Annotated in this window: 20 protein-coding genes and 3 pseudogenes; 8 read left to right on the top strand and 15 right to left on the bottom strand. The window is 69.1% G+C overall.

Annotated elements, in window-relative coordinates; translation table 11 throughout:
- Positions 1 to 19 precede the first annotated feature (19 nt).
- Positions 20 to 637 carry a TetR/AcrR family transcriptional regulator gene (locus tag SROS_RS21365; RefSeq protein ID WP_012891023.1) on the top strand — a complete coding sequence of 206 codons (618 nt, stop codon included), beginning with the start codon at positions 20 to 22 and terminating at the stop codon, positions 635 to 637.
- Positions 638 to 766: 129 nt separating this feature from the next.
- Here the strand turns inward: SROS_RS21365 and SROS_RS21370 are convergent, their stop codons facing one another.
- Positions 767 to 1582 (bottom strand): alpha/beta fold hydrolase, encoded by an 816-nt coding sequence (locus SROS_RS21370; protein WP_012891024.1) that lies wholly within the window; start codon positions 1580 to 1582, stop codon positions 767 to 769.
- Between the two features lie 55 nt (positions 1583 to 1637).
- Between SROS_RS21370 and SROS_RS21375 the strand changes: the two genes are divergently transcribed.
- Positions 1638 to 2168, top strand: coding sequence for a PadR family transcriptional regulator (locus tag SROS_RS21375; RefSeq protein WP_012891025.1), 531 nt, complete (start codon positions 1638 to 1640; stop codon positions 2166 to 2168).
- Positions 2169 to 2322: 154 nt separating this feature from the next.
- On the opposite strand, the gene SROS_RS21380 is transcribed toward SROS_RS21375, so the two are convergent.
- Positions 2323 to 3285 carry a hypothetical protein gene (locus tag SROS_RS21380; protein ID WP_043652535.1) on the bottom strand — a complete coding sequence of 321 codons (963 nt, stop codon included), beginning with the start codon at positions 3283 to 3285 and terminating at the stop codon, positions 2323 to 2325.
- 172 nt (positions 3286 to 3457) lie between these two features.
- Positions 3458 to 3949, bottom strand: a pseudogene (locus tag SROS_RS21385) (AAA family ATPase); the annotation flags it as partial.
- Positions 3950 to 4035: 86 nt separating this feature from the next.
- Between SROS_RS21385 and SROS_RS21390 the strand changes: the two are divergent.
- Together SROS_RS21390 and mihF are read left to right on the top strand one after the other, a co-directional pair.
- A complete protein-coding gene (locus SROS_RS21390) occupies positions 4036 to 4950 on the top strand; it encodes an IS982 family transposase (protein WP_012891026.1) in 915 nt (304 codons plus the stop codon).
- A gap of 264 nt (positions 4951 to 5214) precedes the next feature.
- Positions 5215 to 5460, top strand: coding sequence for an integration host factor, actinobacterial type (gene mihF, locus SROS_RS21395; protein WP_281048016.1), 246 nt, complete (start codon positions 5215 to 5217; stop codon positions 5458 to 5460).
- A gap of 374 nt (positions 5461 to 5834) precedes the next feature.
- Here mihF and SROS_RS21400 read toward each other — a convergent pair whose 3' ends face one another.
- The 3 genes from SROS_RS21400 to SROS_RS21410 form a co-directional block, all read right to left on the bottom strand.
- Positions 5835 to 8429: an ABC transporter permease gene (locus SROS_RS21400; RefSeq protein WP_218919889.1), complete on the bottom strand. Its 2595-nt coding sequence runs from the start codon at positions 8427 to 8429 to the stop codon at positions 5835 to 5837.
- Positions 8423 to 9157, bottom strand: a complete 735-nt coding sequence (locus SROS_RS21405; RefSeq protein ID WP_012891029.1) for an ABC transporter ATP-binding protein — start codon at positions 9155 to 9157, stop codon at positions 8423 to 8425. Before SROS_RS21405 ends, SROS_RS21400 begins: the two co-directional genes overlap by 7 nt.
- Before the next feature lie 353 nt (positions 9158 to 9510).
- Positions 9511 to 10986 (bottom strand): alpha/beta hydrolase, encoded by a 1476-nt coding sequence (locus SROS_RS21410; protein ID WP_245564756.1) that lies wholly within the window; start codon positions 10984 to 10986, stop codon positions 9511 to 9513.
- 177 nt (positions 10987 to 11163) lie between these two features.
- On the opposite strand from SROS_RS21410, the gene SROS_RS21415 reads away from it, so the two are divergent.
- Together SROS_RS21415 and SROS_RS21420 are read left to right on the top strand one after the other, a co-directional pair.
- The gene (locus SROS_RS21415; protein ID WP_043652537.1) at positions 11164 to 12291 is read left to right on the top strand and encodes a sensor histidine kinase; all 1128 of its coding nucleotides are present in this window, start codon (positions 11164 to 11166) and stop codon (positions 12289 to 12291) included.
- A 19-nt stretch (positions 12292 to 12310) separates the two neighbouring features.
- Complete coding sequence (locus SROS_RS21420) at positions 12311 to 12997, top strand: response regulator transcription factor (RefSeq protein WP_012891032.1); 687 nt, start codon at positions 12311 to 12313, stop codon at positions 12995 to 12997.
- 61 nt (positions 12998 to 13058) lie between these two features.
- On the opposite strand, the gene SROS_RS21425 is transcribed toward SROS_RS21420, so the two are convergent.
- From SROS_RS21425 to SROS_RS21445, 5 genes and pseudogenes are all read right to left on the bottom strand, one after another.
- Positions 13059 to 13448 carry an FtsX-like permease family protein gene (locus SROS_RS21425; protein ID WP_169369332.1) on the bottom strand — a complete coding sequence of 130 codons (390 nt, stop codon included), beginning with the start codon at positions 13446 to 13448 and terminating at the stop codon, positions 13059 to 13061.
- A gap of 251 nt (positions 13449 to 13699) precedes the next feature.
- Positions 13700 to 13897 carry a hypothetical protein gene (locus SROS_RS51050; protein ID WP_052317000.1) on the bottom strand — a complete coding sequence of 66 codons (198 nt, stop codon included), beginning with the start codon at positions 13895 to 13897 and terminating at the stop codon, positions 13700 to 13702.
- A 158-nt stretch (positions 13898 to 14055) separates the two neighbouring features.
- A complete protein-coding gene (locus SROS_RS21435) occupies positions 14056 to 15594 on the bottom strand; it encodes a Tn3 family transposase (protein WP_052317001.1) in 1539 nt (512 codons plus the stop codon).
- The gene (locus tag SROS_RS21440; protein ID WP_043652547.1) at positions 15536 to 16033 is read right to left on the bottom strand and encodes a DUF4158 domain-containing protein; all 498 of its coding nucleotides are present in this window, start codon (positions 16031 to 16033) and stop codon (positions 15536 to 15538) included. The genes SROS_RS21435 and SROS_RS21440 overlap by 59 nt, the downstream gene beginning before the upstream one ends.
- A gap of 244 nt (positions 16034 to 16277) precedes the next feature.
- A pseudogene (locus SROS_RS21445) lies at positions 16278 to 17015 on the bottom strand (IS701 family transposase); the annotation flags it as partial.
- Positions 17016 to 17104: 89 nt separating this feature from the next.
- Between SROS_RS21445 and SROS_RS21450 the strand changes: the two are divergent.
- Entirely contained in the window at positions 17105 to 18388 is a 1284-nt protein-coding gene (locus SROS_RS21450; protein ID WP_012891033.1) for an IS701 family transposase, read from the top strand.
- Positions 18389 to 18413: 25 nt separating this feature from the next.
- Here the strand turns inward: SROS_RS21450 and SROS_RS21455 are convergent.
- From SROS_RS21455 to SROS_RS21470, 4 genes and pseudogenes are all read right to left on the bottom strand, one after another.
- Positions 18414 to 18941, bottom strand: a pseudogene (locus SROS_RS21455) (IS701 family transposase); the annotation flags it as partial.
- A gap of 161 nt (positions 18942 to 19102) precedes the next feature.
- Positions 19103 to 19543: a hypothetical protein gene (locus SROS_RS21460; RefSeq protein WP_012891034.1), complete on the bottom strand. Its 441-nt coding sequence runs from the start codon at positions 19541 to 19543 to the stop codon at positions 19103 to 19105.
- A gap of 139 nt (positions 19544 to 19682) precedes the next feature.
- A complete protein-coding gene (locus tag SROS_RS21465; RefSeq protein ID WP_012891035.1) occupies positions 19683 to 20774 on the bottom strand; it encodes an IS630 family transposase in 1092 nt (363 codons plus the stop codon).
- Positions 20775 to 20906: 132 nt separating this feature from the next.
- Positions 20907 to 21785, bottom strand: a complete 879-nt coding sequence (locus SROS_RS21470) for a LysR family transcriptional regulator (protein WP_012891036.1) — start codon at positions 21783 to 21785, stop codon at positions 20907 to 20909.
- A gap of 102 nt (positions 21786 to 21887) precedes the next feature.
- Between SROS_RS21470 and SROS_RS48690 the strand changes: the two genes are divergently transcribed.
- A complete protein-coding gene (locus SROS_RS48690; protein ID WP_012891037.1) occupies positions 21888 to 23321 on the top strand; it encodes a GNAT family N-acetyltransferase in 1434 nt (477 codons plus the stop codon).
- The last annotated feature ends 9 nt before the right edge of the window (positions 23322 to 23330 follow it).

Consider the following 23330-nt stretch of genomic DNA (forward strand, 5'->3'; position numbering starts at 1 on the left):
GGAAAAGCGGAGGCGGCGGGTGGTTCGTGCGGGACTGACATCTGAGCGCGTGACGAAGGCGGCCGCAGACCTGGCGGACGCCGTCGGGTTCGAGAACATCACCGTGTCCGCGCTGGCGCGGAGCTTCGGGGTCAAGGACGCCAGCCTGTACTCGCACGTCAGGAATCTTCAGGATCTGCGGGAGCGGGTCGCGCTGCTGGCCGCGGGCGAACTCGCCGACCGCATCGCCGCGGCGGTCGCGGGCCGGTCGGGGAAGGAGGCCATGGCCGCCTTCGCCAACGCCTACCGGGACTACGCGCTGGCCCACCCCGGCCGCTACGCGGCGACCCAGGCGGTCCAGCTGGACCCCGCCGTCCTCGCCCGGTCCACCGTGTACGCCCGCACCGTCGAGCTGACCCACGCGATGTTACGCGCATACAGGCTGGTCGAGCCGGACCTGACCGACGCGGGCCGCCTGCTGCGCAGCGCCTTCCACGGCTACATCGTCCTTGAGGCCAACGGCGGATTCAGCCACTCCCGCGCCGTGCAGAGCTCCTGGGAGCGGGCCCTTGACGGCCTCCACTTCCTGCTGGAGAACTGGCCTGCGGGGTCGCCGCGTCACGCGGCGGAGGAAGAGGCGGAGGAGGAAAGGACATGACGAGGTGCGCTCGCCTCCTGGCGGCGCTCCGGCTCGACGTGTCGGAAGGAGCCCCGATGGCCGCGAGCGGACGCCCACCGGCTGTGGAGGGGGTCGCCGGCGGGGGACTGACCGAGACCTCGACCCCGTTCAGGCCCTGGCGGCGGCCGGGGCGGCTGGGCATGCCACCGCTTGCTCGTTCAGCGCCTGGGCGACGGCCCTGGCGAACCCGTCGGGGTTGTCCACCATGATGTTGTGCCCGCAGTCGGGGATGTCCACGACGGAGACCCCGGAGGCGGTGAGGCTGTCGGCGTCGGCACGCGGGCCGTCTCCGGCCGGATAGAGGAAGGTCCGCGGGATCGGCAGCTTCTCCAGGTTCTCCCGCATCGTCGGAACGGTGCCGCGCAGGAGATTCATCGCACTGCGATAGAGCGCCTCCGGCCCGGCCAGACGCATCGTCGCCGCCCAGAACGGGCCGACGAAGTCCATGGTCTCGTTCCAGCCGCGGTCAAGGAACTCCTGCTCCGTGCGGTAGACGGCGATGCCGGAGCTGCCCGGCCGCTTGGCCTGCGGTGGCGGCAGGGGGTCAAGGTTGGCGTCGACCAGGACCAGCCGTCCGACCAGGTGCGGATGGCGGGCGGCCAGCGTGACGGCGACCGCGCCGCCCATGCTGTGTGCGACGACATCCGCCGCGCCCACCGCGGCCTGGTCCAGCGCGGCGGCCAGGGCGTCGGCGTGCTCTTCCAGGGTGTAGGCCAGGTCGGCGGGACGGTCGCTGATCCCGAAGCCCAGCATGTCGATCATGAGGGTCCGGCGCCCGGCGAGGGCCGGGTGCGCCGTTGCCGGGGCGAAGTAGGGGGCGGAGCTGGCGCCGAGCCCGTGAACGAAGACGAGGACGGGCTCGACGCCGGGTATCTCGACCCAGCGGATGCGGGAGCCGTCGGAAAGGACCTGTGCGCTGTGCATGCCCCGCAAGATATCTCGAAGCCGATATATCCTGTCAACAGGGTATCCTGGAGCGATGTTGGAGCTGGCCGTCCTCGGATTCCTCTACGACGCGCAGTTGCACGGCTATGACCTGCGAAGACGTATCGCGGCACTGACCGGGCACGTGCGGCCCATCGCCGACGGCACGCTCTATCCGCTGCTCAAGCGCATGGAGGCGGCGGGGCTGTTGCACCGCGAGCTGCAGCCCGGTCAGGTCGCGGCCCCCCGGCACATGCTGTCGCTGACCGCGGCGGGCAAGCAGGATCTGCTGAAGCGGCTACGCGAACCCGATGAGCTGTTCGTCACCGACGAGAACCGCTGGTTCACCCTGCTGGCCTTTCTGCGCCACCTGGACGATCCGGCCCAGCAGGCGGCGGTGCTACGCCGCAGGCTGCGCTTCCTCACCCAGCCGGCGAGCTTCTTCTGGGACGAGGGCCGCCCCCTCCGCGCCGCCGACTTCGACGACCCGTTCCGGCAGGGGTTGTTCACCATCGCGACGGCAACCACACGGACGGAGCTGGAATGGCTGCGCCAGACACTCGTCGCGCTGGAAGCGCAGGCGTAGTGGCTCCATCCCGGGGCGGACCCACGGCCGTGACCAGGTCACGGTGGCCGGTGATCGTCTCTCTCGGAACCGCGTCTGTGAGAACACCGACAGCGACCACCCTCGCGGACGGCTACTTCAGGACCCATCGCACGGACCCGAGTGGAGGGCCTCCTCACGGGCCTTCGGCTCCGTCCTCGCCTTCTCCTTCGCCTTCCGGCTCTCGGCGAGGTATACCGCCAGCATGCCGCCGAAGCTCGCCAGACCGATCAGGATCATGCCCGCGATCACCGGCCACTGCCACGGATCCGGCATGTACAGCGCGAGGAACCACACCCGGTCCGCCGAGCCGCTGAGCTTGACGCCCAGGGGCGCCAGGCCCTGCGGGAACAGGGCGAGGATGCCGGCGGCCATGCTGCAGGAGGAGCATCAGGAACGACTGGCCGACGACGTCCCCGTGCTCCAGCGGCGAGTTCTTGCTCCTGTGCGGGTCCGGCCCCGGCACGAGATCCACGACGGAGATCCAGACCAGCAGGCCGACCCCGCCGCCGAGTGCGGCGAGGTTGGCCGCCAGCGCCCACGGCACCAGAAAGAGGTCCCCGTGCAGGACCGCACCCGCGGCCGTCATCACGAGTGTCATGGGGCCGAACACCGTCAGCCAGGCGAGCTGCCGGGCCCGTACGTCGGCTTTCTCCTTGCCGGGCAGCATCAGCGTCATCCATAACGCGGTGCCGTCCTGCCCGTAGAGGTTCGCGCACGTCGCGGCACCCATCAGCGCGGTGGCGACACCGACGAACGGGAAGAACCCGGTGAAGTCGAGCATCAGCGGGAACAGCGCGGTGATGACCGAGAACGCGGCGGGTAGCGCGATGTTCTGGGTGCGCAGCGGATCGCGCCACCACGTGCGCATCTTCTTGAGGTAGAGCACGCCCAGATGGCTGCGCGCGGCCCAGCCCCTCGGCGCCGCCCGCTCCGCCGAGGACCCGCGCACCACCGCGCGGGCGAGCCGCTGCGGACCGAGCAACCTCGTCCACACGAGGAACAAGACCGCGACGAGTACGGCGAGCGCCGCCAGCGGCCCGACGGTCCCCCACCAGTCGCCGTGGCCCGCGGCCTCCACGGAGAGCCCAGAGCCCACAGCGCGAAGGTCACCGCGAGCAGGTCCATCCGCATCCGCGGGTGTGAGAACTCGAAGAACGCCAGGACGATGTTGGCGATGGCCAGACAGAGACTGACGGTCCCGCCCAGGGCGACCCACGCCGTCTTGCCGCCGGTCGCGCTGTTCCGCAGCACGGCGAGCTTCATACGGATCAGGACACCAACCACGACAGGCTTTCTCTACCGCCGATCTCGACGCCGACCAGGTCGACGAAGGTCTCCTCGAGCGAGCGGCCGCCGCGCACCTCGTCGAGCGGTCCTTCGGCCACGACCCGGCCCTTGGCCATCACCCCGACCGTGTCGCACAGCTGCTCGACCAGCGCCATGACGTGGCTGGAGATCAGCACCGAACCGCCGCCCGCGACGAACCGCCTGAGGATCTGCTTGATCGTGGCCGCGGAGACCGGGTCGACGGCCTCGAAGGGTTCGTCGAGCACCAGCAGCTCCGGTCCGTGCAGCAGCGCGGTGGCCAGGCCGATCTTCTTGCGCATGCCCGTGGAGTAGGCGACGACCAGGGTGCGCTCGGCCGGGCCGTCGAGCTCCATGACGGCGAGCAGTTCGCCGGCGCGCCGCGGGGCCTCGGCGGCCTCCAGACCGTGCAACTGCCCCAGGTAGGTGAGCAGTTCCCGTCCGGTGAGCCGCTCGGTGGCTCCCGATCAGGGCTGTCGTCTAGATGAATGAGTCCAAGGCGTAGCTGCGGAGATAGGGCGAGGGCGTCCACGCTCAGTTTGTGACGACCAAGTTGGACACCCTCGCAACCGCACGGTACGTGAAGGTCGATGATCTACTGAAGGCCTCACCGGGCCTGGCCCCGTGGCGGCCGAAGACGGGTATCGCGCCCACGCTCAGCGACGCTGAACTGGTGACCTTGGCGGTCATGTCGGCGTTGCTGGGCTTCGTCTCCGAACGACGCCGGCTGCGCTATGCCCACGCCGAACTGGGCCGGATGTTCCCCTACCTGCCCGGACAATCGGGATACGGCAAACGGCTACGGAAGGCATCGGGGCTGGTCCTGCACGTGATCAGGGTGCTGGCCGCCGATACCACGCTGTGGAGCGATGATGAGTGGGTGGTCGACTCCACCCCGGTGGAGTGCGGCCGTTCCCGCGACACCGCCCGGCGCAGTGACCTGGCCGGGTGGGCCGAGTACGGCTACTGCGCCAGTCACTCCCGGTATTTCTGGGGGCTGCGGTTACATCTGTTGTGCACTCTGGGCGGGCTGCCGGTGATGTTCGCCCTGACCGGGGCCAAGGCCGATGAGCGCCACACCCTGCTCGGGATGCTGGATGCCGCTCCCGAGGTGGTGGCCGGTCGTCCGGGCCAGGTGATCATCGCTGACCGGCAGTACTACGGGCGGGACTTCGAGCACGCGCTGACCGAGCGTGATCTGCGTCTGCTGCGACCGGCCCGCCGGGGCGAACCCGAGCGGGCCGGAGCGCGGCTGTTCAAGCCGCTACGCCAGACCATCGAATCGATCAACCAGACCTTCAAAGGGCAGCTCGACCTGGAACGCCACGGGGGCAGGACCCCGGCCGGCGTCGTCATCCGGGTGCCGTCCAGGATCCTCGCGCTGACCACCGTGATCTGGCACAACGACAAGACCAGCTGGCCGATCAGACGATCCCTGATCGCCTACGATCACTGAACGCGACCAGACCTCTTGGACTCATTCATCTAGGGGCGTGTCGCCGGGCACGCGCTCCTTGACGACAGGTCAGGGCCCACAGATCGGCGTTCGCGATGCGACTTCCGGTACCGGGCCCCGTGCGAGGAGGAGATGTCATGGGGTCGTGGGCATATTCCAACGAGACTTCTCGATAAGCGCTGAGCCGCAGGTCAGCGGGGTTCGTCTCGGGTGGTCCAGCCGTGTTTGGTGATGAGTTTGGCGAGGGCCTGGCGGAGCTGGTTGATGCGGTCGGCCGCGTTGTTGGCCGGGATGAGATCCGGAACGACCAGCGTGGCCGAGGTGTTCGGCCGTAGCGGCGAGGAGCTGGTGAAGAAGACTCGGGTGGCGCAGGTCCTTCGAGCGGTTCCTGGTTACGGGCATGCGAGTGTCGCGGCGCTGATGGCGGTGTCGGGGGTTGCTGAGAAGCGCCGGGTTGGCGGGCTGACCGAGCAACAGCGGGAGCGTCTGCTGCAGGCGCTTGCCAGCTGATCGCCGAAGATCAGCCGGGTGTGGGCCTCATCTCCACGGATGGGGCCACGATTGCCGCCGGTTCCGCTCCACGGCGCGAGAATGCGCGAGGTGATCCAGGGGACGGTCTGGGGAATCCTGAAGCCAAGGGGGCGCCGAATAGAGCATGAGGTTCAATCAGTTCATCCCGAGGAACCTTCAGTTCGCGCGAACTCCGGGCTATCGAGGCGCCTAAGCAGCAACTAATCGGTCAGCGGCGGTAGCGGGCAGGAAACACTCCGTTCGGTGCACATCAGACGGACATGGAGAGCGGCACCGTATGCCACCGGCTCCACAGTAGCTCTCTGTAATCACGCCCACGGTTCGCCATGCTCACCTGCGACAGCGGTCGTAGGTCACTCGGGCCGCGTGATCGCCTCCACGGCCGGGGGCCGCAGTGCGATCCGGGCCGGCAGCATCACTGCGGGCCAGGCGATCACCGCGGCCGCGAGCACGATGCCGAGGTAGGCCAGGGGCGGGATGGAGGGGAACACCGAGTGGCGTATCGCGTAGCTCATCCCGATCAGTGACGGCAGCGCGGCGATCGTGCCGACGACAACCGCGCAGAGCACGATGAGGCCCGCCTCCTGGCGCATCATCGACCGGACCTGGCTGGTGCGGGTGCCGACAAGGCGCAGCAGGGCGAACTCGCGGCGCCGTGAGATCGTCGCCATGACCAGCGTATTGACGACGGCGATGGCGAGATAGCCGAGCAGTATGGCGTTGAGCACGAGACTGATCCTGCTGTGGCCCGCATCATCGGTCGGTGCGGCGGTGACCGCCCCGGCGTCGCGCACGCTCATCGTCGGGTACGTCTTCAGCGCCGCGCTCAGGTCCGCCTCCGGGTCGGAGTTCACCAGCAGCCACTGGTCGAGGTGGTCGGTGGTGTGCGCGAGGACCATGTCGTGGGGCAGCGTGACGTCGCCGAAGCCGAGCCCGTTCTCGTAGATCGCGACCACCTTGGCCTTCACGGCGGTGCCGTCGCCGAGGTGCACGTCGACGCGGCCGTCCACGTCGACGCCGACCGTGCCGGCGACGAGGCGGCTGAGTGCGACCGTGGACCCGGTGAGACCGCTCAGGTCGCCGCGCAGCACGTCCAGGTTCATGGTGTCCGGTACGGCCGCGGGGTCGACGCCCTGCGCCGTGGAGACCCGGTACTGGATGCTGTCGCCATCAGGCCAGGTGAGGATCGTCGAGGTCCGGGCGACCGGGCCGACCGTGCGGACGCCGGGGATGCTTCGAAGCGCCTCGGCGAGGTCGGGTGAGATCCCCGCGCTGTCGGAGGTGACCACGTGGTCGGCGATCACGCCGTCGGAGGCTTGGTCGTGTGCGGTCGCGGCGAGCGTTGTGCCGCTGAAGAGCTGTGCGGACGCCATGGTAACGGCCATGATCAGCGGGGTTGTGGCGGCGCTGAGCCGGCGCGCCCGGGCCCGGGAGTTGGCGATGGCGAGAAACCGGGTGACGCCACCCGGGCCACGGCCGAGCAGCGTCGCGACGCCGCCGAACAACCTCGGTCCGAGCAGGCCGACAGCGATCACCAGGACCAGGGCGGAGCTGGCGGCGCCCTCGATGGCCGACTCACCGGGCAGCGCGATCGGCAGCACGATCGCTGCGGCCAGGCCCACGGCCACGAGCAGCACGCCGAGCCAGAGCCGGAACCAGCCGAGCTTCTTCGGTTCCACGGCCACCTCGCCGAGCGCCTCGACGGCACTGACCTTCGCGGCGCGCCGGGCCGCGAGCCAGCCGCCGATCCGGGCGGCGAGGACGCAGATCAGCACGGCGAACAGCACAGGCAGCGGCGTGATCACCAGCGAGAATCCGGGCGGCAGCGCGCCGGCCGCCGCGAACACGGTGTGCAGCAGCATGGCGAGCAAGATGCCGGGGATGGCGCCGAGCACAGCGCCGATGGTGCCCACGAGCACGGCCTCTCCGCCGATCATGCGCAGCACCTGCCGGGGGGTGGCACCGACGGCCCGCAGCAGGGCCAACTCGCGGCGGCGCTGCTGCACCGACAGGGCCAGTGTGCCGGCGACCACGATGATCACGAGCAGGATCATGGTGGCGCCGAACGTGCTGGCCACCTCGATGACGAACGACCGCATTTGCCCGACGTCGAGCGTCTCGACGTCGCTGCGGTCGTCGCCGGTGTAGGTGACCACGCCGGGCACGGCCTTCTTGATCCGGTCGGCGAGGTCGCCCGCATCGGTCCCCTTCGCGGCCAGCACACCGACCGCGTCGATCTTGCCGGACGTGCCGTAGAGCCGCGCCGCCTGATCATCGGTGAAGAAGACCGCGGACTGCCGGTCGAGCGTCGCCGCGGGCTCGGCGATGCCGCTGACCCGGTACGACCCCGGTTTCGATCCGGTCACCAGCGTGAGCGTGTCTCCTGGGGCGACCCCGGCCCGCTGGGCGATGTCGCTGTCGAGCACGACGTCGTCGGCCGCTCGTGGCCAGGTGCCCGAGCGCAGCGTGAACGGTGCCAGCACCGAGGCGGACCAGCCGTGCCCGTACACGGACGGGCCGTCGAGGACGGAGTCTTTCTTGAGGACGGTCATACGGACGCTGACATCCCCGACCGCGGACTCGACGCCCTTGACCGCGGCGACCTTCGCGACCGTGTCGGCGGGCAGCCTGACCCGCTCGGAGAGCCGCGGGTCCGTATCGCCCTCGACGGGCATGGACTGGTAGCCGCCCACGACCACCGCCGCCCGGTGGTAGCGCTCGGCCGGGACTCCCGAGCCGATACCGGTCTCCAGCAACACACCGCAGGCGGTGATCACGGCGGAGCCGACCGCGACGGCGATCAGCACTGCCGCGAAGCCGCCCTTACGGCCGCGAATCGTGCTCCAGGCCAGCGAAAGGTTCCGGCGCGAGAGCGTGCGGACCTTCTTCTTGGCCTTCTTGGGCGCCGGCGGATCTGCCGCCTTGGCCCCGCTCTTGCGGCTCACCACTCACCCAGCCTGGTCATCCGGTCGGCCACCTTCTCCGGCGTCGGCCCGATGAGCTCGCCGGCCAGTCGGCCGTCGGCCAGGAAGGTCACCGAGTCCGCGTGCGAGGCGGCGACCGGGTCGTGGGTCACCATCACCACGGTCTGGCCGGCCTTGTCGGCGACCTCCCGCAGCAGTTGCAGGACCTGCTTGCCGGTACGTGTGTCGAGCGCCCCTGTCGGCTCGTCGGCGAAGATCACGTCGGGTTCGGTGATGAGGGCGCGGGCGATGGCCACGCGCTGCCGCTGACCGCCGGAGAGCTGCCCGGGGTAGCGGTCGCCCATGTCGGCGAGCCCGACGTTCGCCAGCTCGGCGCGCACCCGGTCGGCGGGGATCGGGGCGCCGGCCAGCCGGAACGGCAGGCCCACGTTGTCGGCGACGGTGAGCGAGTCGAGCAGGTTGTAGGCCTGGAAGACGAACCCGACCCGTTCTCGGCGGATCTCGGTGAGCTGCTCCTCGTGCAGGCCGGCCAGGCGGGTATTGCCGAGGATCACGCCACCCTTCGTGGGTTTGTCGAGACCCGCCGCGCAGTGCAGGAACGTGCTCTTACCCGAGCTGGAAGGACCCATGATCGCGATGAATGTCCCGTGCGGTACGCCCATCGTCACGCCGTTCAAAGCTGTGACCGCATGACGACCGGAACCGTAGACTTTCGTCACCGATTCCAATGCGAGCGCATACCTACTACTCACTGCACACCCTTTCCCGTTTGCCGGAACAGTGCCGGTCCCAGCCGAGATGCTCGTATCGGCGGTGGACGGATCTTCAAGACGCTGAGCACCCCGTCCCGACATCCGAGATCGAAGATTACGAAGCGTCGTCTGGACGCCCGCCCCACCCGGGCTGCCGCCCGCCTGCGACGGCGTGTTCGGGGAGTACGCCGCGGTGCTGGAGCGCGCGCCATTGTCGGATGAGATTCGGCGCACCTGCCACTCCCGGGTCCGCATGTTCCTGTCGATGTGGGAGCCTCGCCGCTTGGCACGGTTGGCCTCAGCTCTCAATGCGTGAGGCCGCGATGGGGGTATCGGGGCCTCAGGGCGGCGGGTCAAGGACGGCAGACCTGGTCGGTGGCGGGGAGGGTGCCGGTGGCCAGGTAGGCGTTGACCTTGGCGTCCACGCAGGCGTTGCCGTATTCGCCGTAGATCCCGTGGGCGGTGCTGCCACGCAGGGTGAGCAGGCGGGAGCCGGTCAGCGCCCGGTGCATGGCCTTGCTGCCCTCGTAGGTGGTGGCGGTGTCGCCGGTGGCGGACACGATCAGCGCGGGGGTGGGGTTGGCGACGTGCGTGGGGCGCTCGCGCGGGTGGTTCGGCCAGAAGGCGCAGGGCCAGATGTTGTTCTTGAGAGGGCCGAAGAGGGGGTGGCGCGCACGGCTGCGCTGGACGTCGTTCCAGTAGGCGTCGGGGTCGCGCGGCGCGGCGCGGTCGCCGCAGGTGATCGCGGCGGCCGGGCTGGCGAGCGGGGAGCCGGCGCTGGTCAGGACGAACGTGAGGAATCCGTCGAGTTCGGAGCCGGGGTCGGCCGGGCGGCCGTGCGCGGCCTCGTTCAGGGTCCGAACGGTGGAGGTGAACTCCGCGCGGGCCGCGGGGCGGTCGTCGCCGGAGCCGACGGAGAGGATGTACGGGACCGCCTGGTCGTCCACCTCGTACGGTCCGACGCGCAGCGGGCGGTCCTGCGCGGCGGCGACGATCGCGTTCACGGTGGCGAGCACGCGGGCGGGGGTGGCGCCGAGGCCATAGGTGCCGTGACGTTTGGCGGCCCAGGCCGCCCAGCCGCGCAGTGCGCGTTCCGCCTCATCTTCGGTGCCCTGCGTCGCCCTGGGGCCCCACTTGTTCGGGTCGCCCGCGCTGTCCAGGACCACGCGGTCGGTGCGGCCGGGGAACATCTGGGCGTAGACCGCGCCTAGGTAGCTGCCGTAGGAGTAGCCGAGGAAGGAGATCCGGCGCTCCCCGAGGACGCGGCGCACGAGGTCGATGTCGCGGGCCGTGTCGCGCGTGTTGGCGTACGGAAGCACGTCGGCGTGGCGCCGGGCGCAGCGCTCGGCCAGGTCGCGCTGCACCGCCACCTGGTGATCGAACCGGGCGCGGGTCGGACCGGCCGAGCGAAGCCACAGGCCGATGGGCCAGCCGCAGTCGAGCGGCGTGCTGCGCCCGACGAAGCGCGGGTCCAGGCCGACGAGGTCGTAACGGGCGGCGACGTCCTTCATGGCCGCGCGCGTCTGCAGGGGCATGCCCAGCGTGCTCTCGCCGGGGCCGCCGCTGTTGAGGACCATGGTGCCGATGCGATGGGCGCGGTCGGTGGCGGGGAGGCGGGACAGCGCGAGTTTGATGGTGCGGCCGCCAGGCCTGGAGTGGTCGAGCGGGACGGTGAGCTCCGCGCACCGTGCGCCTGCCCGATCGAGCTCCCTGCCGGAGGCGTCGTCGGGGCCCTGGGCGCAGGGCTTCCAGTCGAGCGGTGGGGGCGGGCCGCCGTCGGCTCTGGCCGGGGGCGCCACGGCTGCGGACAGGGCGATCAAGGCGAGCACTGGGACCAAGCATCTGAAGGTAGGCTCAAATGTCAGCTTCATGGTCGAGAACGCTATTTCGGCCGGTCGTCCGGCACGATACAGCTGGCCGCACGCGTGTTGGTACAGCCCGCTGTAGTGCCCGGCGGGGACCGGTGACAGATAATGACCTCTGTACGGCGTCGTGAGGAGGTGCGCATGCGTGACCGGGCATTTTCCGGCTCGGTCTACCTGCTGGGCACGTTGGCCACCGCCGTAATCACGGCACTCGCGCTGCCGGTGCTGCTCGCGCCGCCGGCGGCGCGGGGCTGGGCCGAATGGCACCGTCAGCGGGCCGGCAGGCTGCTCGGCGTTCCGGCCGACGGGCGGCTGGGCGGGCGGCGGGCTCTCGCCTGGGCGCTCGCGCACGTCGCCGTCGGGTTCCCGCTCGGGCTGGCCGCCCTGATGTGCCTGGGCAACATCCTGGTCGCCGCGGTGGCGTTGCCATTGTGGTGGGCCTTTCCCGCCGGCGAACGTCCCACCCTGTTCTCGTTCTTCGATGTCCATGTGGGCGATTGGGAGACCGCGCTGGTCGGGGGCTCTGTTCAGATCGCCGTCCTCGGTGCGGCGGCCTGGTGGGTGCTCCCGACGCTGGCGCGACTCCACGCACGGCTGTGCCTGGCGGTGCTCGCGCCGTCGGCCCGCGAGCGGCTCACCGAGCGGGTCGACGTGCTGACCAGGAGCAGGGTCGGCGTGGTCGACGCCCATGGCGCGGAGCTCCAGCGGATCGAACGTGATCTGCACGACGGGACGCAGGCGCGCCTGGTGACCATCGCCATGCAGCTGGGCATGGCCCGGGAGTCACTCGCCGACGACCCGGACGCGGTCGCGGCGCTGCTCGCGCAGGCGCACGAGACGGCGGAGGAGGCGATGGTCGAGCTGCGCACGGTGCTCCAGACGATCTACCCGCCGATCCTCGCCGACCGCGGGCTCGACGGGGCGCTGACGGCGCTGGCCGTCCGCTCGAGCGTGCCGGTCCACATCGAGCTCGCCGATCTGGGCGCGCTCCCTGCGACCGTGGAGGCGGTGGCCTACTACGTGATCGCCGAGGCGCTGACGAACGTGACCAAGCACGCCGCCGCCACGCGGGCGGCCCTCCGGATCAAGCGCGCCGGCGACGTGCTGTCCATCGAGGTCACCGACGACGGAAGGGGCGGCGCCGACGAGGCGCGCGGCACCGGGATCCCCGGGATACGCCGGCGGGTCGCCGCCCTGGACGGCGCGGTCCGCCTCGACAGCCCGCCGGGTGGCCCCACCACGCTCGCCGTCCAGATGCCGTGCGCATAGTGATCGTTCAGGAGGTCCCGTGCGGGTCGTGATCGCCGAGGACAACGTCCTGCTGGCCAGCGGCTTAGAGCTGCTCCTGGCGGCGAAGGGCTGCCAGGTCGTGGCGGTCGTCGGCGACGGCGAGGCGTTCCTTCTCGCCGTCGCCGAGCATCGCCCCGACATCGCCATCGTCGACGTGCGGCTGCCACCGTCGTTCCGCGACGAGGGAATCCACGCCGCGCTGCGGGCCCGCCGCGAGCACGGCGCGCTGCCGATCCTGGTGCTCTCGCAGTACGTCGAGCGCGAGTACGCCGGCGAGCTCCTGTCCGACGGCCGCGGAGGCATTGGCTACCTCCTCAAGGACCGCATCGGCCGGGTGGCCGAATTCGTCGACGCCCTGCGCCGCGTCGCGGCCGGCGGCACCGCCATGGACCCCGAAGTGATTACCCAACTCCTCATCCGCCGCGCCGGCGACCCCCTGGACACCCTCACCTCCCGCGAGCGAGAGTCGCTCGCCCTCATGGCGCAGGGCCACGACAACGCCACCATCGCCGAGCGGATGCGCATCTCCGACAACGCCGTCCACAAGCACATCGGCAACATATTCGCCAAGCTCGGTCTGGCACCGGACGACTCCGGCCACCGCCGCGTACGCGCAGTACTCACCTACCTGGACGGCACACCCCGGCCAGCCGAGCCAGACCCCGGCCGCGGGAACCCGCGCTGATCCGCGTTCAGACCTCTTCCGGCCCGCGAGGAGGATTGGACCGAGCCTTCACCCTGCCTCCTTACGACGTCAGGGGCCCGCGCCGCGACTGTCGTGTGGCGGCCAGTCCTCCGGCGAGACTGCTCACCCCGCAGATCAGCACCAGCCCGACATACTGCGGCAGAGAGTAGGCGAACCACGGCCTACCGGTTACGGCCTCGCCGGGCGCGCTGAGCGAAGCGGCGGCGATGCCCGTCCCCAGCAGCGCTCCGACGAACGTCACGATCATCATCTCCCAGCACGCTGCTCTGGCGAGCTGCCGCGGCGTAGCCCCGACAGTCCGCAGCAGCCGGATCTCCTCCGCCCGTTCGCCCATCGTCATGGCCGTCGCGTTGAGCACCGAGACCACGGTGTAGACCACCGTCGAGCCCACCAACAGCGGGGTCGGCATCAGCCTGTTCACCCAGGTCATGAGTGCCGAGCGGATCGCGGCCATCGCCTACGAGGGCGCCGAGACGGCCGACGATCCGCTCTGGCCCGCTTCCGGTGCCACTAGCCAGGCCGAGTACGGCCGCTGGTACCGACACGCCTGTGGCATGGCCTGCCTGCAGATGATCCTCGACCACCGCGACGGCCACGCCCGCCCCTGCTGGAACTCGTGCGCGACTGCCGCGCCTACGGCGGCTACCGCGAAGAGGCCGACGCGACGATCAAGGGCCTGTACTACGCGCCGAGTTCGTCCGCGCCGAACACGACCTGACCGCCCGGGTGCTCCCGCACCTGGCCGTCGCCGCCCTGCTCGCCGACGGTCACCTGGTCATGGCCTCGGTCCACAAGGAGATCCGCCGACCCACCCTGCCGGCTCCCGGCCGCGGCGGGCACCTGGTCCTGCTCACCGGCCACGACCACGGCACGCTGCACATTGGCAACCCTTCCGGCCACACCACGACCGCCCGCCGCGCCGTCATTCCCATCGAGGTGTTCGAGAGCTTCTTCGGCGGTCGCGGCATCGCCGTGACCTGCGGTAGATCAGGTCCACCGCGACCTCGACGCCAGCGGCTCTCGCGATCTCCGGCATGCTACCTGTCGTCTTCCGCGGCGGCCGGGTTGTGAAGCTCGCGGAGTTCTCCGCCGACCTCGGGGCGGTTGAACGGGTAGAAGCCGTGGAAGTTGATGTGCTCGAACATGAGTGGCAGCAGATGGGCGCGGATCTCTGGGGTGACCTGCCCGCCCTTGATACCCAGCGCGCCGGACTCCAGCTTCTTGACCGCCGCATCGATATAGAGCGAATTCCACCAGATGATGGCGTTCAGCCCGAGGCCGAGCGCGCCCACCTGGTCCTCCATGCCGCGTTCATAGCCCCGCATCAGGCGGCCGAGGTTGCCGAAGAAGACGCGGCGGGCCAGGGTGTGACGGGACTCGTCGATGTTGAGCTGGGCTCCGATCATCCTGCGGTACTCCTCGACATGGATGACCTGAAGCAGGTGGAGCGATTTGAAGATCCGGCCGTAGTGGGCGAAGGCGTTCCCGAGACCGGTCAGGCGGCCGTCGGCCATCATCATCCGGATCAAGTCGTAGGCGCGGACCTGATTGGTGGCCAGCGAGCCGGCCACCCGCACCATGTCGTCCCAGTGCTGCACGATCGCCGGCAGCGACACCCGGCGCAGGCCCAGGGTGTTGAAGTCGCCCCACGCGTTGCCGGACCTGTGATCGCGGGTCAGGGTGCCCTCCAGCATCGCCGTGTCGCCCCACCACAGCTGGGTGTCGGTAACGTCGGCGTGCCGCGGCGCGAACTGGTAGCCGCAGATCGCGAACAGACCGTATACGACATCGCTGTAGCTGCCCTGATCTGTGGTGATCACCTCGGGGTGCTCGGCGGCGTCCAGGCGGTGAATGGCGTCCAGGATGAACAGCGAGTCGCTCAGCGTGCCGGGCACCAGCAGCCCGCCGAGCCCCATCACCTTGTCCGAGACCGTGTTCAGCCAGGTCGAGCCGCGTGCGCGCTTGCCGATCCTCCAGTAAAGCGGCGAGGGCCGGGCGTGCAGGGATCGGACCGGCACCACGAAGCGCATGCCGTCCACCGAGGCCACCATCCCGCCGCCCCAGTCGGCGGTGATGTCGATGCCCGCCTGCTTGTCGACCAGGCGGGCCGAGACCGCGGCGATGCCCTCACCGTGGAAATAGCCCTTCTCCACGCCCAGCAGCCGGTGCTCGGCAAGCGCCGGCATCCCCTCTTTGATCACCGGCACCAGGCCCACGTTGCACGAGCGGGCCACGGTGAGCGCGGCCAGGGTGATGTCGAGGTCATCGCGGCGCAGGTGCGAGCCGGAGATGTGGCGCATGCAGTCGAACATGCCGGTCTTGGCGTGCGTCTCCAGCAGCAGCTCGGGGTAGTCGATGCGCGGCAGCATCGCCGCCACTGCGTCGTGCACGGCCTTGAAGCCCTCCGGCAGCGGGGCGGCCTCCAGCCGAGACAGGTGCAGCTTGCCGCCCTTGATGTTCACCAACGCGTTCGCCGCCAGCCCGGCCGCGACCTGGGTGTAGGCGTCGTCGACCAAGTCAGCCAGCTCCCGCAGATGCGCGCGCGGGTCGGCCTGCAGGCCCAGCGCCGTCAGCACCGAGGAACGCTCGCTTGGAATCGCGCGTCTTGGCCACCCGCGAAGCGATGAACGCCGTCACCTCGGCCTCGGCCTCGCTGAACTCCCGGCACTTCAGCAGCTTGCGGATCTGCGCCGCGTGATCGTAGGGCGTCTGCCACCGGTCGCCGTAGCGTTTGACGACCGTCCAGTCCTCGATCCCCAGTTGCTCGGCCACGTAGCGGATCACCACCTCCGGCACCTCAGCGGGCCCGGAATCGGTCAGGAACGTGCCGAGCATCCGCACCGTCCCCCACTGCAACGACCAGCCGAGCCGATTCTCCACACCCCGCCGCCCCCGCGCCTGCGCCAGCGCGGCCTCATCCAGGAAGAAGAACCTCTCCAGCTCCTCGGGTGTCGGATCCGCCACAAACCGGCCGTACCGGCGCACCTGCTCGCCAGATAGATACTCATGTTGCACAGAACGTAATCATGTGAGAACATTCCGTCACCACTTGCCAGTATGTCGAAATCGAGACCGAATCGACCTGCTGCAACCCCCAGCGCTCAGCTGACCTGCGGCTCAGCGCTTATCGAGAAGTCTCGTCGGAATATGACCACGACCTCGTCATGGTCCTCGGCACTAGGGTCCGCAGCCGGCACGAGGAATGGACATATCCTCCGAGCCGGGGTGTACCTAGTACTCCAACCGTAGATCGTGATCTTCATGGCTGGGTGGCTGTTTGCCGTCGGTAGTGCGAGTTGCGGGCGCGGGCTTGGTGTCGGCGTCGCCACTGCGACCAGCGGAGCCGGTGTGCCAGGTCGTGGACTGGGCTGATCAGTGCGGCGAACAGGTGCTGGATCTCGCTGCGGGTCAGGGGGATCAGCTCGTCGGGTGCGGGGTGGTCGCGGCATTCGGTGGCCGCGGTGACGGCGAGGAACGCGGCGGCGAGCATGGTGAGGGTGACCCAGCGATGCCAGGAGGTCCAGCGGCGGACCTGGTGCTCGTCCAGGCCGGTCAGTCCCTTGCCGGCCTGGAAGGTCTCTTCGATCGTCCAGCGTCGTCCGGCCACCCGCACGAGCTCGGACAGTAGCACCGGCCGGGGTGAGAAGCAGCGGTAGAAGGCGAGTTCGCCGGTTCGCCGGTTGCGGCGAATCAGCAGCAACCAGTGGCCGGGCCGTCCGGTCGGGCTGGTGATGTCGAGCTGGGCCCAGTCGTAGTATCGCTCGCCTTTCGCTCCCGTTCCGGCCGACAGCCGCTGCCAGGCCCGCTTGGGGATTCGTGCGACCAGTGTCTTCGCCTGGAACTTGCCTGCACGCGTGGTGACTTGGTGGGTGCTGGAGACGGCCAGCACGTAGCCGATGGGGCGGTCTTCCAGCGCGGCCCGCAGGTGTGGGTTGTCGCCGTAGACCTCGTCGCCCGCGACCCACCGGGCTGGCGTGCCCGCGTCTAGTACTCCAGTGAGACTTCGTGACCGCCCTGGTTGAGAGCACATGGGTACGGCCACCGCGCGATCATTCAGTGTTTGTGAAAACACGTGAAAACCGTGCGATGGCCGTGGGCCACAGCGTAGACCCTGCGGTCTGGCAGATCACCTTCGATGAACTGATGACCCGGATCGCCGGCCGGTTCGGCCGGGTGGAGCCTCGCCGTACGGCACGGGCCTACCTGTCCGGGCTGCTGTCGGATACCGAGCGCAAAAACTGCTGGTGGCTGGCCGAGCATGCTGGACACGCCGGACCGGAGGCGATGCAACGCCTCCTTCGCACGACCTGCTGGCAAGCCGATGAAATCCGCGATGACGTACGAGATTACGTGATCGAACAGCTTGGTCACCCCAGCGGGGTGCTGATCGTTGATGAGACGGGATTCATCAAGAAGGGCACCGGCTCGGCCGGTGTGCAGCGGCAATACACCGGCACAGCGGGAAAGATCGAAAACAGCCAGATCGGCGTGTTCCTCGCCTACGCCTCACCGAGAGGACGGGCACTGATCGACCGGCGGCTCTACCTGCCGAAAACCTCCTGGCTGGCTGATGCTCCCCGCTGCGCGGTGGCCAAAGTACCCGATCAGGCCGCTTTCGCAACCAAGCCCGCCCTGGCCGGGCAGATGATCGCCGCCGCTCTTGATGCCGCGGCTCCGGCCGCCTGGGTGAGTGGGGATGAGGTCTACGGCCAAGACCCGCACCTGCGCCACCTGCTGGAAGAGCGCGCCGTCGGGTACGTTTTGGCGATCGCGGGCAACCGGCGGGTGAACCTGGAAGGCACCGACCTGCCGGCGGCCCGGATCAGCGCGAAAGTGGCCGATCGACACTGGCACCACTACAGCGCCGGCGCCGGCGCCAAGGGCCCGCGCTACTACGCCTGGGCGTGGGCGCGGATCGACGCCGACCGCAGCGGGCACCACTGGCTGTTGATCCGGCGCAACACCACCACCGGTGAGCTGGCGTTCTACCGCTGTTATGCGCCCGCGCCGATGCCGCTGCTCACCCTGGTGCGCATCGCCGGTGTCCGCTGGGCGGTGGAGGAGTCCTTTCAAGCGGCAAAAGGCCAGGTCGGGCTCGACCACTACCAGGTACGCACCTGGACCGGCTGGCACCGGCATATCACGCTGGCCATGCTCGCCCTGGCCTTCCTTGCCGCCATTGCCGCGGCTCAGGGCCCGGCCGATGACCGGCAGATCCCGTTGACGATGCCCGAAATCCGGCGTTTGCTCGCCGTGATCGTTCTTAGTCCGCCTCGGTCGATCGGTGAGACCTTGCGCTGGTCACAGTGGCGACGCCGACATCAAGCCCGCGCCCAGCAGGCCCACTACCAGCGTCGATCCCAACCATGATCTCAAAATGTCACTGGAGTACTAGGGCACGGGTGACCATCTTGGCGGCGAGCTGGGGCTTGGTCGCGAAGGCGAGGCCGTCCGGGACGCCGGCTGCCTTGCAGCGGTCGGGGTCGTCGGTCCACGAGCGTGGTACGTACAGCGCGCGGTCGATCGCGGCATGGCCGCGCGCGGCGGAGTAGACCAGGTAAACGGCGACCTGGGAGTTCTCGATGCGGCCTGCGGTGCCGGTGTACTGGCGCTGGACGCCGACTGTCGTGGTGCCCTTCTTCAGGTCGCCGGTCTCGTCGACCACGAGCACCGCCTCGTCGTCGCGCAGGTGCTCGATCACGTAGGCGCGTATGTCATCGCGGACCGCGTCGGCGTCCCACTTCGCGCGGTGCAGCAGGTGCTGCATGCCGTCCGGGCTGGCGTCGCCCGCGTGCTCGGCCAGGGTCCAGCAGTTCTTCTTCGGCAGGTCTGCCAGCAGGCCGAGTACCAACGCCGTTGCCCGGCGGCGCGGTTCGACCCGCACGAACCGGCCTGCAATGCGGCCCATCAGCTGGTCGAACATCGACCGCCACCGGGCAGGTACTACGCTGTGCCCCACGGCCACCGCCTGATCTTCGTTTGTCCACACAACACCCGATGGTCAACGGTGGCCGCGGCCTCAGCCGCCGATCGAGGGATGGCTACTGGGCACTGCGAGCGTCGGCCGACCGGGGAACAGCGCGGTTAGAGCACCATGTGGCAGTAGAGTCCGTGGTCGTGTGACCGAGCCCGTCGAGCCAGTGCCGCAAGCTCGTTGAGGAAGTCCGCAAGATCGCCGGGATCGGCACAGCCGTAGAACTCCTCCGCTTGCGACCACGGTATAGAGATCTCGGCCAGTCGCTCGCAGGGTGCGTCCGCCATGGCATCGCGCACCTCGTCGGGCAGAGTAACGATCCAGGTGCTCTCTGCCTCCGAGCTCGTCACCAGATGAACGAACCGGGGATGTCCGGTAACCCGTGACACAGGCTCACAAATCAGCAGCCCAACCGCCTGCCCGAGCAGGACAGCGGGGTCGATCGTCTTGACGCAGACCGTGTCGAAACCGGCGTCATCAGGTCCCTCCGCAAAGGCTGATGCCGCTGCTTGATCGTCGGGTGCGCTGAAGTAATCGTAGTAGATGCCCACGCCGAGAAGTCTGACAGTGCGCTCCGACAGTCGGCGAACGGTTCGGGCCCTCAGTGCAGGTCGATAGTGTGACCGCCAGCGACTCTGGTCGCCTCCACGCCGACCCCCAGCGGCAAGATCACGATCTACGGCTGGAGTACTAGTGTGCCGCGCCTGAAATTCGTCGGCAATATCGGGCGAGGGATTCGAGGATCTCCTCCGCAGTCTTCTTCCACACGAACGGCTTGGGATCCTCGTTCCACTGGCTGATCCAGTCGCGGATGTCGGCCTCCAGCGTCTGCACACTCTTGTGGACTCCACGCCTGATCAACTGGTCGGTCAGGAAGCCGAACCACCGCTCGACCTGGTTGATCCACGACGAACCGGTGGGGGTGAAGTGCATATGGAAGCGGGGATGCCGCGCCAGCCACGCCTTGATCGCCGGAGTCTTGTGCGTGCCGTAGTTGTCGCAGATCAAATGGACGTCCAGTTCGGCGGGCACCGTCTTGTCGATCGTGATCAGGAACTTCTTGAACTCCGCGGCGCGGTGCTGGCGGTGCAACTCGCCGATGACGGTTCCGTCTTCGACGTTGAAGGCGGCCAACAGGCTGGTGATCCCGTTGCGCACGTAGTCGGGGGTGCGGCGCTCGGGCATGCCGGGCATCATCGGCAGCACCGGCTGGGAGCGGTCCAGTGCCTGGATCTGGGACTTTTCATCCACGCACAACACCACCGCCCGTTCCGGCGGGTTGTGATACAGCCCCACCACATCGACGACCTTCTCCACGAACAACGGGTCGGTGGACAGTTTGAAGGTGTCGGCCTGGTGCGGTTTGAGCCCGAAGTCCCGCCAGATCCGCCCGATCGTCGACTTCGACAGTCCGCTGCGCTGGGCCATCGAGGCCCTCGACCAGTGCGTGGCGCCTTTGGGTGTCTGTTCCAAGGTCGCTACTACGACCTGTTCGACCTGGTCCAGGCCGATCGACGGTGGCCGGCCTGGACGCTGTTCGTCCATCAGACCCTCCAGTCGCAGCTTGACGAATCGGTTACGCCACTTGGAGACCGTGTCACGATGCACCCGCAGATCCGCGGCGATCTCGATGTTGTCCCTGCCGTCCGCACACGCCAGCACGATTTTGGATCGCATCGCCAGCACCTGCGACGACTTCGCCCGCCGTGCCCAGCGCTCCAGCGTCGCCCGCTCCTGGTCGGTCAGCGTCACCTCGGCCTTCGGCCTTCCTGTCCGTGCCATAACGACAGTCTAGACTTAGCCGAAGAATTTCAGACGCGCCACACTAGCTACAGGCTCACCGACTTGACCGGAGCGTGCTCGGTGCTCGTCGCCGCGACCGGCCGGGGGTTTCCCGGGCTTCGCGACCGTCAATTAGCCGCCGAGCAGTTCGAGCACGGCGTCGACAGCCGGGGTCACGGTGCGGACCAGCGCATGGGTGGTCCGGGTGATCTCGACCGTGGAGACCCTGCGGAGTGCGACACCGTCGGGGACGCCGACCACCGTGGCGACCAGTTCGGGCACCAGGCTGGCGCCCAGGCCTTCGCGGACCATGCGCAGGGCGAGCGCGTAGTCGTCGGCCGTGTGGATGACATTCGGGTGGAAGCCCGCCAGGGCGCAGGCGCGGTCGAGCATCTCGTGGTCGGTGGTGCCCTGAGAGCCGGCTATCCACTGCTCCTCACGTAGGAGGCGCAGGTCCACCTCGTGGGTCGCAGCCGGGTGGCCGGCGGGCAGGGCGATCAGGATGGGCTCGACGCCCAGGAGCCGTCGGGAGATTCCGGGTGGCGCGTCCTCGGGGATGAGGTTGTAGGTGAAGGCGATCGCGAGGTCGCAGTTGCCGTTGCGAAGCGCCTCGACCGCCTCGTGGGGTTCGAGTTCGTAGACGACCACGTGCAACTCCGGATGGCGGGTCCTGGCGGTGGCGATCGCCGGCAGCAGACGGTGGACGGCGGCCGTGGCGAAACAGGCCACCCGGACGGGTCCCCGTGGGGTCGAGGCAGCGCGGAGGTCTTCCTCCGCGGCGTCCAGCGCGTTCAGGACGATGTGCGCGTGCCGGACGAGGCGCTGCCCTTCGGCCGTGAGGCGGACGCGGCGCCCCGCGCGTTCGAACAACGCCACCTTGGCCTCGCGTTCCAAGGTGGCGAGCTGTTGCGACACCGCGGAGGAGGTCATGCCGCAGATTTCACCCACGGCGGTCATCGTGCCGTGCTCGGCGAACTCGCGCAGCAGGCGGAGCCTGGTGGGCTCCAACATCAAGGAAACCTTATAGATCTGCTCGAAAACACTAAGTGGACGTTGTCAATTGAACCAGGCGACACTGTCGCCTGACCACCCACCGATGCGAGGAGGGACAGGATGCTGACTGTCGTCGAGATTCCCCAGTGGCAGGGGTCGCTGTCGCCCACGGCACCCAAACTAGTCGAAGGCGCCTCCCGGCTGGCCGCCATGGTGCCCCAGGCCCGGCATGTACGGGTGGACACCGGCGACACCCTTGCCGAGACCGCCGCCCGGGTCCGGCGCGTGCTCCCGCGGGACGGCTTCACCGTCACGGTCGGCGGAGACTGCGGTGTCGAACTCGAACCGGTCGCGGCCGCGCTGCGCCGGTACGGCGACCGCCTGAACGTCGTCTGGTTCGACGCCCATGGCGACATGAACACCCCCGCCACGTCCCCGTCGGGTGCCTTCCACGGCATGATCCTCCGCACGCTCCAGGGTGAAGGCCCCTGCGACCTGGTGCCCTCGCCCGCGCTGCGCCCCAACCAGGTGGTCCTGGCCGGGACACGCTCGCTGGATCCCGCGGAGGCCGACTACATCCGGGAGACGGGCATCGGCGGCCTGTCCGCCATCGGCGACGACGCGCTCCTGTACATCCACGTGGATCTCGATGTCCTGGACGGCATCACCTCGGTCGGCTACCCGGAACCCGGCGGCCTGTCCGCCCAGGCGCTGACCGAGGCAATCGCCACTCTGGCAGCCCGGCACGAGATCGTCGGCCTGGGCATCACGGAGTATGCGCCGTCAGATCCACGGGACGAGGAGATGCTGAGGCATCTGGTCCCCGAACTCGTCCGGCTGTGCAGAGCATCGGGTCCGTGGCAGATCGAACGCCGCGCCGCCGGTGCCTGGCCTGCCCGGCACTCCGAGAAGCGCGACGGCTGGCTCCTGCGCCATACGCCCGACGTGAACCGCAAGCGCTCCAACTCGGCGCTCCCGCTGACCGGCGCCACCCCCTCCATCCCGGCGCTGGAGGCCTTCTACGCGGAACGAGCAGTCCCGGTGACCGTCCAGGTAAGTCCCGCGGAGCATCATCAGGAACTCGACGCGCTCCTGGCCGCCCGTGGTTACGCCTTGGCCGGCAGGACACTCGTCATGACTGCCGGCGCCGAGGCCGTGACAGTCGCGGCCGGGGACCCCGGCGGGGTCGAGTACGTGGACGACCGGGCCCGCTGGCCCGCGCTGTTCGAGGCAGTCACCGGCAACGCCGACGGCACGGGCGTCATCGGCCGCATCGCTTCCAAGGCGGTGCTGCTCGCCAAGGACGGCATCGGCCTGGGAATGGCGGTCACGGAGGACGGCTGGACGGGCATCTTCTGCATGGCCACCCACCCCGCTCACCGGCGCGAGGGCGTCGCGAGGGCCGTCCTGGCGGCCGCCGCCCGCTGGTCGGAAGAGCAAGGCGCATCCCGTCTCTACCTCCAGGTCGAAGAGGAAAACATCCCCGCCCGCGCGCTCTACGAGGGCATGGGTTTCACGAAGTCGCACGGTTACCACTACCGCCTGCGGGCTTAGCGTCGAGCG

Source organism: Streptosporangium roseum DSM 43021, from assembly GCF_000024865.1.
GTDB lineage: Bacteria > Actinomycetota > Actinomycetes > Streptosporangiales > Streptosporangiaceae > Streptosporangium > Streptosporangium roseum.